Origin of the sequence: Parafrankia sp. Ea1.12 (assembly GCF_900465275.1) — a bacterium.
Classification (GTDB): domain Bacteria; phylum Actinomycetota; class Actinomycetes; order Frankiales; family Frankiaceae; genus Parafrankia; species Parafrankia soli.
Genome location: NZ_UBIZ01000520.1, coordinates 1 through 9,193, shown reverse-complemented (window position 1 = coordinate 9,193; position 9,193 = coordinate 1). Strand labels below are relative to the sequence as shown.

Below are 9,193 nucleotides of genomic sequence, written 5' to 3'. Positions count from 1 at the left end.
CCCACATACGGAACCGGTCGTAGATCGTCGACCAGGAGCCGTAGCTGTTCGGCACGTCCCGCCAGGGGCTTCCGGTACGGAACCTCCACATCACCGCGTTGAAATAGCTGCGCAGGTCAGGGATCGGTCCGGACGCCCCCAGCGGGAGGTGCGGCTCGATCAACTCCCATTCACCATCGGTCAGATCACCACGCGTCATACCACTGTGCTACCAGCCGAAACACCCACACGAAGGACGAACACCCCGATTGTGATCCAGACTCAGAACAGGCCCTAGTGCCAGGGTGGTGGCCCGGCCGCGCAGCGCCCCGCGGAGAGAGGACCAGAAGCTGGATAAGTAGGTGGCGGAACGTCCGACGGGCGGCGGGTGCGCCGGGAAGCGGCGACCGGCGAGTCGGGCAGGACCGCTCGTGTGGAACGGACGGCCGTCTCCGCCGACGCCTCCGGGGAAAACTGGTGGCATCTTCGGCCGGTCGCGGCCACTGATCACAGCCTCGACGCTCTCCACCAAATGCCGTCGAGCTTTCTCTACAGCCATTCCAAAGAGATCAAAATAGGTCAGCTGAGCGAGGTATGAACCACGCGGCGGCTCGCAGTTCTCAACCCGTATCGGAATTACCCTGCGATGGGCGGTCGACGGGTCGACCTGGTAGGCCATGAGGAATTCCGTCTGCCCGAAGGCGGAGTTCAGGTACGCTTCCGACAGTAGTACCACAATGTGGTCGGCATTTCGGATGGAAGTCTCGATCCAGGCCAGGTAAGACGTTCCGGCAACGGAGTCCCAGTGCTGGACGTTAACCGAGTGACCAGCAGCCTCGAGTTCCCATGAAACCCAGTCCGCCCAGTCCCGGTTATGCCGGGAATAGGGGATAAAGAAACTGCGCCCAGAGGTCGGGGGCCGGCCCGCCGGCGAGGTCTCCCCGCGGTGCGGCCCAGGTCTGGACGCATGGTCGACAGACACCTCCGAAATTAAGCGGTGACGCCGCCACCTCGCCATCGGTCGAAGAGAAGAACCCCCGTTGCCTGCTGCCAGGCTTTTATGGAGCTGCGCCCAAACATCAAATCCCCCGTATGGCACATGTATTGCGGCCGACCCCGCCTCTCGACAGAACTTTTGCGGTTGACCTTTGAAAATTCTGCCAATTACGACGCTAGAATGATAACGCGCGGTGGCGGTATGCCGACTCGGCGCTCCCCATGTGCTGGGCCGGGGCGAGGGGCGCTGTTGCATCGGCGAAGTCCACCGTCGCGGCTACCGATCGGTCCTGATCGAATCATGCGCCGACGTCGTGCCCGTCCACCGGCTCCGACGTCGGAGTTCGCGGGGTTCCGGTTTCCGCCGGAGGTGATCGTGTTGGCGGTCCGCTGGTACGTGCGGTTCGTCCTGTCGTACCGGGATGTCGAGGAGCTGCTCGCCGAACGCGGCCTCGAGGTTGATCACGGCACGGTCTACCGGTGGGTGCAGCGCTTCACACCCTCGCTGGTCGACGCAGCCCGGCCGTGCCGGCACCGTCCCGGAGACAGATGGTTCATCGACGAAACGTATGCGAAGGTCGCCGGCCGGTGGACCTACCTCTACCTGTGGGGTGCCAGAAGTCGGCCTGGGCCCGCGAGCTGGGGTGATGCGACGGTGCGGGTGGCGGCATGATGGTCAACTGTGTCCGTACGCCTGCTCTATCCGATCTTCGGTCGGGTATGCAGATCCGGAACCTTCTCATGGACCTCGGCGACCGGGCGGCCGACTTCCGGTTCCTGGTCCGTGACCGCGCCGGACAATTCACCGCCTCCTTCGACGCAGTCCTCGCCGATGCCAACATCACAGCCATCAAGATCCCACCCCGAACCCCCCGCGCGAACGCCTACGCAGAACGGTTCATCCGCACCGTCCGGACCGAGGTCACCGACCGCATGCTGATCGTCGGTGAACGGCACCTGCGCACCGTCCTGGTCGAGTACACGGCCCACCACAACGGACGACGACCCCACCGCGGCCGCGACCTTCAACCACCACGGCCCGACCACCCCGTCGCCGACCTGACAAAGAAGCGTCAAGCGCCAACCCGTCCTCGGCGGCTTGATCAACGAATGCGAACGAGCCGCCTGAAACCCAGGTCAAGGCCGGTGCCCGAGTTCTGGCACCGCCCACAGGCCTCTTGAGTCGCCCACGTTGCGGGACATTCAGCCCATCTCGCCGGAGTCGGAACTGTGGCCATCGTCTTGCCGTCGCTGCAACCGGGTCGCTCGGCTCGGCCGGCGGAGGTTGTCGCCCATAAGGTGGAACCGTGTGCGAGGGCGCGGTGAGGTTGTTCCTCTGCGGCGACGTGATGCTCGGCCGCGGTATCGACCAGATCCTGCCGCATCCCGGTGATCCGACACTTTCCGAGGGATACGTCTGGGATGCCCGCAGCTACGTCGAGTTGGCAGAGGCGGTAAACGGCCCGATCCCTCACCCGGTCGACTTCGCCTGGCCCTGGGGAGATGTGCTGCCAGCGCTGGACGAGGCTGCACCCGATGTCCGGGTGCTGAATCTGGAAACCACCATCACCCGGTGCGATGCCTTCGCGACGGGGAAGGAAGTCCACTATCGGATGAGCCCGGACAACCTGCCCTGCCTGACTGCCGCCCGACCTGACGTGTGTGTGCTGGCAAACAACCATTTGCTCGATTTCGGTCGCCGGGGGCTCATCGAGACGCTCGATGTGCTGTCCGGTGCCGGGCTGGCGGAGGCGGGAGCCGGACACGACGCGGAAGAGGCCCGCCGGCCCGCGGTTGTGCCTATCGATGGCAGCCGGCGGGTTCTGATCTTCTCGTTCGGGCTGCCGTCCAGCGGCATTCCAGCGACGTGGGCCGTGACCGAGGACAGGGCCGGTGTTGACCTCGTCCCGGAGCTGTCGGACGGCTGGGCCGACGAGGTCGCGGGCCGTGTTCGGCAGGTGAAGCGGCTCGGTGACCTCGCCCTCGCATCCATCCACTGGGGCTCCAACTGGGGCTACGACGTCGATGACGACCAGATCCGCTTCGCGCATCGGCTGGTGGACGGCGGTATCGACATCGTGCACGGACACTCGTCGCACCATCCACGGCCTGTCGAGATATACCGGGACAGGCTCATCCTGCACGGGTGCGGCGATTTCATCGACGACTATGAGGGGATCGCCGGCTACGAAAGCTACCGGGACGACCTGCGGCTGGCGTACTTCGTGTCGGTCGATCCGGGCAGCGGGAAGCTGATCGACCTGCGTGTGATGCCCCTGCAGGCACGGCAGATGCGACTCCGGTACGCCGGCCACGAAGACTCCGCCTGGCTACAGGAGATTCTTGACAGCATCAGCCGCGGCTTCGGGACACGGTTCGACCTTCAGGCGGACGGCATGCTCTCGCTCCGCCGATCATGAGCGAAGAGGATGAGGCCCCGTCAGCGGTCCCCGCTGATCGTGAAAAGGCCGGTGCGCAGGCCCCTGCTGGTCAGACGCCTGCCTCCTGCTGGTGCCCGTTATGCGACACATGCCAGACCTGTGGGACGGCAGATGCCTGCCTGCGGGTGTGCTGCGCAACGTAGGTGCCAGCAGCGATCGCCGCAGCCACCGGCCATTCGACGACCTCGCCCACCGCGAGCACGCCGAGCCCCAGGTAGTAGGCGCTCTTGCCGGGGGACGGCAGGCCGACCGGACCGAGACGCCAGCCCATGCGGCCAGCCCGCCGGCCGAACTCGAACCGGGCGGTCAGGAACGGCAACCGGACCGTAGCGGCCCGCGCGCGCGACTGGCCAGCGTCCGGGGAGGCCGACGTGGCCTCCTGCGGCCCTGCCCGTTCGGCGGTGCCCGTAGTAGTTGAACGCCGCGGTCTCGCGGTCGAGCTACCCGTCCTCGTCGGTGTCGGCGGCGACATCGCACATCCCCCCTCGGGGAACCTCTCCGTGTCAAGACCCTCGTAAACGGTGACAGGTTTGGTGTACCACAGGTGCGGCGCCGGCGCAGGGTAGCCACCGATGCACCCTCTGAGCCGGTGGCCTCGCCGAATGTGGGGAGTCTTCGCGGATCGGGCGGTAACGGCTCGTCGGGCCGCGAAGGTCGGTCCGCCGCGTAGTCCTTGGCCTCGTCGAGCGTAGGGCGCGCACAGTCACGGCACAGGTAGATCATGCACGGACGGTCCGCGCGCAGGACGCTCTCCCGCCCACAGAACGGGCACGGGCCGCGGGCCGGCGGGCCGACGCCCACCGGCTGGCCTTTCTCGGTCGCCGTGCAAGCGGGTGTACCCCCTCACACTGCGGGGCGGGCGCCCCGCGCGGGACGCTCCAAACGCCAACCCACCGTGCGGGGTCACCGGCCCGGCAGGGGACCTCGCGACGAAAGGCGAGCCAAAGGCAAGGGCGCGAAGCGGACCGCAACCACCATTGCACGGACGGGACGTCCCCGACCCACTCGGCGGCGTCCGCAGCCAGTCGGAGCTCCTCCCCGGCAGCCGCCTTCCCTCCGGCGAATCCGACCTTCCGGTTCGAGTCGGGTCTCTGACCGCCGGAGGAGACCCACGGACCCGGCGGTTCCCGGACCAGGTGCGGTGGGGCCGGCGAACTGCTGATGAGCGGCGCCGACCGGGTTTCCCGGCCGTGTGGGCGGCGATGCCTTGGCGAGAGACCGAACGACTTCGAAGGAGCAGGCTGATGGCCCCACCCCAACGATGTCGGGACGCTGCACAGTGCGGCCTTCAGCGACTCGGACCTCATCCCGCGGCGACAAACCACACCGTTACGTCTTCCGCCTCCACGCCCTCGACGAACCGCTACGCCCACCATCCGGGGCGCGCGTCGATGACGTGCGTCGGGGCCTCGCCGCACACCAGGTGGCGAGCGGCACCCTCGTCGGTCGGTACGGACGCTGACGGCGTGCGAACGAGCGCAGCCTGGGCGTGAGTGCCAGCTTCGTGCGGGTGGACGCCGTGTGGGCAGGAGGACCACATACCGCCGACAGATCGGGAGGCGACGTGGCACAGGTGGCAGAACGCGAGGCGCGCAGAGTCGCTGAGGCGGCCCGGGAGGCCGAATGGAAGCTCCCCTCGTTCGGCAAGGAGCTTTTCCTCGGTCATCTCCGACTCGATCTGATCTCCCCGCACCCGCGGCCGAAGGAGGGCGACCGGCATCGAGGGGAGGCGTTCCTGGTCCAGTTCGAATCGTTCCTGCGGGACACGGTGGACCCTCTGCAGGTCGAGCGGGACGGGCGGCTGCCCGGGCAGGTGATCGACGGGCTGCGGCGGATAGGCGCCCTCGGCATGAAGATCCCCGAGGAGTACGGCGGACTCGGGTTGACCACCGTGTACTACAACCGGGCACTTGAACTGTCCGGTTCGTGGCATTCGAGCATTCCCACGCTGCTCTCGGCGCACCAGTCGATCGGCGTGGCCGAGCCGGTCATGGGTTTCGGTACCGAGGAGCAGAAGCGGACGTATCTGCCGAAGGTGGCACGCGAGGAGATCAGCGCGTTCCTGCTGACCGAGCCCGACGTGGGCAGCGACCCGGCCCGGATGAGCAGCCAGGCGGTGCCGGTCGAGGACGGCGCCGCCTACGAGCTGAGCGGCCGCAAGCTATGGACCACCAACGGTGTGATCGCCGACCGGCTGGTGGTCATGGCGGTCGTCCCACGCTCGGACGGTCATCGCGGTGGCATCACGTGTTTCATCGTCGACGCCCACGCACCCGGCGTGAAGGTGGAGCACCGCAACGAGTTCATGGGTCTGCGCGGTATCGAGAACGGCGTCACCAGTTTTGATCGAGTCCGGGTCCCTGCCGCGGACCGCCTCGGGCGGGAAGGCCAGGGGCTTAAGATCGCCCTGACGACGCTGAACACCGGCCGCCTCGCCCTGCCGGCGATCTGCGCGGGCCATGCCAAGTACGCGCTGCGCATCGCCCGGGAGTGGTCGCGGGACCGGGTCCAGTGGGGTCGGCCGATCGGCCGGCATGACGCCATCGCCCAGAAGGTCGCGTTCATCGCCGCCACCGCGTTCGGGCTGGAGGCGATGCTGGAGCTGTCCGGCCTGATGGCCGATGAGGGACGCGAGGACATCCGGATCGAGGCAGCCCTGGCCAAGCTGTATGCCAGCGAGATGGCCTGGCTGATCGCCGACGAGCTGGTCCAGATCCGCGGCGGTCGCGGGTACGAGACCGCCCAGTCCCTGGCCAACCGGGGGGAACGACCGGTACCGGCCGAGCAGATGCTGCGCGACCTGCGCATCAACCGAATTTTCGAAGGTTCCACCGAGATCATGCGGTTGCTCATCGCGCGGGAGGCCGTGGACACCCACCTCGCGGTGGCCGGCGACCTCATTTCCCCGGAAGCGCCGTTCGTGGCGAAGGCCCGCAGCGCCGGACGGGCGGCCGCCTTCTACAGCCGCTGGCTGCCCGGCCTCGCCGTCGGCAGCGGTACGTCGCCGCGCTCCTTCGTCGAATTCGGCCGGCTCGGCACGCACCTGCGCTTCGTGGAGCGCTCGGCGCGCAAGCTCGCCCGGTCAACCTTCTACGGGATGGCTCGCTGGCAGGGCGGACTGGAGAAGAAGCAGGCGTTCCTCGGACGTCTCGTCGACATCGGCGCCGAGCTGTTCGCGATCAGCGCGGCGGTCGTGCGGGCCCGAATGCTCGACGAGGACGGCGAGCCGATCGCGACCGACCTGGCCGACCTGTTCTGCCGGCAGGCGCGACGCCGTGTCGAGGCATCCTTCTCGGCGCTGTGGCGCAACGACGACACCCGCAACTACACGGCGGCGCAGGAGGTGCTCGCCGGCCGCTTCATCTGGGTCGAGGCCGGCGTGATGGACCCGAGTGGAGAAGGGCCATTCCTCGCCGCGGAGCGGCAGAAGGCAGCCCCGGCACGACCGGCCGTCGACGTGGTCGACGTGTTCGCCGCAGGCTGACCACTCGTCGGCGCTGGGTGCCGAAGGTCGGCGCTGGGTGCCGAAGGCAGGCCGGGATGACGCCGGGAAAACGCCGAAATTTCGAGCGGAGGCGCAGCCGCGCGGTGATGCGACAGTGTCCGATAGTGTCCGATCGATCAGTCAGTCCTCGTCATCGCTGATACCGTGCTGGGCCAGATGTACCCGTATCGCCCGTTCAAGGGCGTCGGTGTCGAGGCAGGCCGTCGTTCCCTTGGGGGAGACGACCGCCGCGAGGTGAATGGGCCAGGGGCAGACCGGGCAGACCGCGACGAGCCTCGCCATCGGCAGAGCGGTCACCAGGCCAAGGTCACCATTGACGGGTTGCTGCCACCACACCCTCTAGTACTACCCCACTGGCAGGCGGCATCCCAGTTACTGGCGCCTGCGTTCCGATCCGGCGAGCCAACGGCTGCAGGAGTCCGGCCGCAGGTCACCCCTCCTCGCCGAGGCTGCGGGGACGTCCGCAGCAGGCCGGCCCGGGACCCGACGCCGACGGGTGCTCGAACCCACCGCGCCACAGGGGGGTCAGTGTTCAGGAGTCGCCGACAGCACCAGCCGGGACCGCCGCGTCCCACCACCCCTCAACGCAACAAAGCCCTCCATTCCCGGCGGCATGCAGCAGTCCCGGCGCTACCCGTTTCTCGGACGCTCCCTTTGCTGGCACCTCGGCCGTCTCGAGCACGCGTCGTGGATGTCGGGGGTGGGACGGCCGAGGAGATAACCCTGGGCGTATCGGATGTGCGCGTCCCGGAGGGCTTCTACTTCAGAGTGTGATTCGACGCCTTCGGCGACGATCTTCGCGTCGATCGCGGCCGCCACTGTCGTCAAGCCGGCGGCGACTGCCCTCCGGGCCGGATCACGGTCGATACCGTGAGTAATAAACCGGTCGATCTTGATGATGTCCGGTCGTAGTCGTAGGAGCTGTTCAAGGCCGGCGTAACCGGTGCCGACGTCGTCAACGGCGATGTGGGTGCCGTGGCCGCGCAGCGTGTCGAAGGCCCGTGCCAGGTTGTCGCTGTCCACCATGTACTCGTGCTCGGTGATCTCGACTGCCAGGCGCTCGGGTGAACCGGTCGACAGGATCAGCTCGACCGCGTCGTCGGCCAGCGCCGCGGCCGACAGGTTGATCGCCAGCGTGATCCCGGGCGGGATGTCGGGCAGTGACTGAACGGCCCGGCCCAGTGCGGCCAGTTCGAGTTCGGGGCCCAAGCCGACCGCCGTCGCCTTCTTGAACACGTCCTCGGGTGAGCTGTCCAAGACGGGGAACGTGGTCAGTGCCTCGACCGCGACGACCCGGCCACGTCGGCCCGCGTGCAGGTCGACCACCGGCTGGAAGGTGGTCCGCAGCGCGGCGCCGTCCAGCGCGGCACGGATCTCGCGCCAGGTTCGGCTCTGTCTGTCCCAGAGGTCGCGAACATCGATGACGAAGTCGGTGAGGAACCGCGCGAGCAGGCGCAGGAAGCCGCCATCGTGCTGGGGCAGCGCCGGGATCGGCTCGCTTCCCATACAGCCAATCATGCCGATCGGCTCGCCCTCGCTGTCGGTGAGCATCGCCGCGGCGAAGGCACGCACACCCAGCTCCCGCGCCCCCGCCAGCTCAGCGGCACGAGGATCCGCGCGGGTGTCGGGCACCAGCGACGGCAGATCGCCCCGCTCGACTGCTCCCCACAGTGACCCCGGGCGTCGCACCGTCGAGTACGGGCTGAGCCCGAACCGCCCTGCGTCCCCGCACAGCACCTCGAGAACCAGAAGATCGTCGACGAACCGGCCGAGCCAGCCGACGTCCATCCGTAACCGGCGGCGCAGAACCGCCACCAGGTCGGGGAGTATCGAGCCCGGTTCGGAAACATTGATCCGCGGGCCCAGACAGGACCCCTTGGACGCCATCCGCGTTCCCATACCGTCAGACCTACCCGGCTCGGTGTGGGTGCCCTCACCGGGCCCGGCATGAAGTCTCCGGAGCAGCCAGACGGGTCGGGGTCTGCTCCGTCGATCGCCGGGCGCGGAGATGACCTGCACCCCGACATGATCCACCAGGCAGCTCCAGGCCCCGGCGCCCAGATTACGAAACAGCCCTTGAACTTGATTTTTAACCTGTGCGTTGGTGGTGGGCGGTCATGGTGAGGTCTCGTTTGCTGGTCTTTCCGTGCGCCCAGCAGACTGGAGGTGACGCCGTGTAAGCGGCCGATCTACCTTTCGTAAGCTCGTCGTCGCTTGCCGGTGGAAGTCCGGTCCGGGTAGCTGCCAGGAGGCCCGGTAGCAGGCTGGCGGC

The 9,193-nt window shown here is 67.7% G+C and carries 8 protein-coding genes and 2 pseudogenes; 5 read left to right on the top strand and 5 right to left on the bottom strand.

Annotation, left to right across the window (positions count from 1 at the left end; translation table 11 throughout):
• Both FMEAI12_RS30430 and FMEAI12_RS40300 read right to left on the bottom strand, forming a co-directional pair.
• Positions 1–199, bottom strand: a 199-nt coding sequence (locus tag FMEAI12_RS30430; protein WP_146776586.1) for a transposase, incomplete at its 3' end; no start/stop codon positions are given.
• A 9-nt stretch (positions 200–208) separates the two neighbouring features.
• The gene (locus tag FMEAI12_RS40300; RefSeq protein ID WP_368672123.1) at positions 209–997 is read right to left on the bottom strand and encodes a toll/interleukin-1 receptor domain-containing protein; all 789 of its coding nucleotides are present in this window, start codon (positions 995–997) and stop codon (positions 209–211) included.
• A 279-nt stretch (positions 998–1,276) separates the two neighbouring features.
• Here FMEAI12_RS40300 and FMEAI12_RS30420 point away from each other — a divergent pair.
• The 3 genes and pseudogenes from FMEAI12_RS30420 to FMEAI12_RS30410 all read left to right on the top strand — a co-directional run.
• A pseudogene (locus tag FMEAI12_RS30420) lies at positions 1,277–1,579 on the top strand (transposase); the annotation flags it as partial.
• Between the two features lie 125 nt (positions 1,580–1,704).
• Positions 1,705–2,104, top strand: a pseudogene (locus tag FMEAI12_RS30415) (integrase core domain-containing protein); the annotation flags it as partial.
• A gap of 178 nt (positions 2,105–2,282) precedes the next feature.
• Positions 2,283–3,395 carry a CapA family protein gene (locus tag FMEAI12_RS30410; RefSeq protein WP_112108738.1) on the top strand — a complete coding sequence of 371 codons (1,113 nt, stop codon included), beginning with the start codon at positions 2,283–2,285 and terminating at the stop codon, positions 3,393–3,395.
• A gap of 70 nt (positions 3,396–3,465) precedes the next feature.
• On the opposite strand, the gene FMEAI12_RS38810 is transcribed toward FMEAI12_RS30410, so the two are convergent.
• Positions 3,466–3,735 (bottom strand): hypothetical protein, encoded by a 270-nt coding sequence (locus FMEAI12_RS38810; RefSeq protein WP_235014827.1) that lies wholly within the window; start codon positions 3,733–3,735, stop codon positions 3,466–3,468.
• Between the two features lie 942 nt (positions 3,736–4,677).
• Between FMEAI12_RS38810 and FMEAI12_RS40295 the strand changes: the two genes are divergently transcribed.
• Both FMEAI12_RS40295 and FMEAI12_RS30395 read left to right on the top strand, forming a co-directional pair.
• Entirely contained in the window at positions 4,678–4,878 is a 201-nt protein-coding gene (locus FMEAI12_RS40295) for a hypothetical protein (protein ID WP_083391265.1), read from the top strand.
• A 102-nt stretch (positions 4,879–4,980) separates the two neighbouring features.
• Entirely contained in the window at positions 4,981–6,900 is a 1,920-nt protein-coding gene (locus FMEAI12_RS30395; RefSeq protein WP_112108736.1) for an acyl-CoA dehydrogenase family protein, read from the top strand.
• Positions 6,901–7,041: 141 nt separating this feature from the next.
• Here FMEAI12_RS30395 and FMEAI12_RS36780 read toward each other — a convergent pair whose 3' ends face one another.
• Entirely contained in the window at positions 7,042–7,218 is a 177-nt protein-coding gene (locus FMEAI12_RS36780; protein WP_157904348.1) for a hypothetical protein, read from the bottom strand.
• Between the two features lie 333 nt (positions 7,219–7,551).
• Positions 7,552–8,820, bottom strand: coding sequence for an EAL domain-containing protein (locus FMEAI12_RS30390; protein ID WP_112108735.1), 1,269 nt, complete (start codon positions 8,818–8,820; stop codon positions 7,552–7,554).
• Between the last annotated feature and the right edge of the window lie 373 nt (positions 8,821–9,193).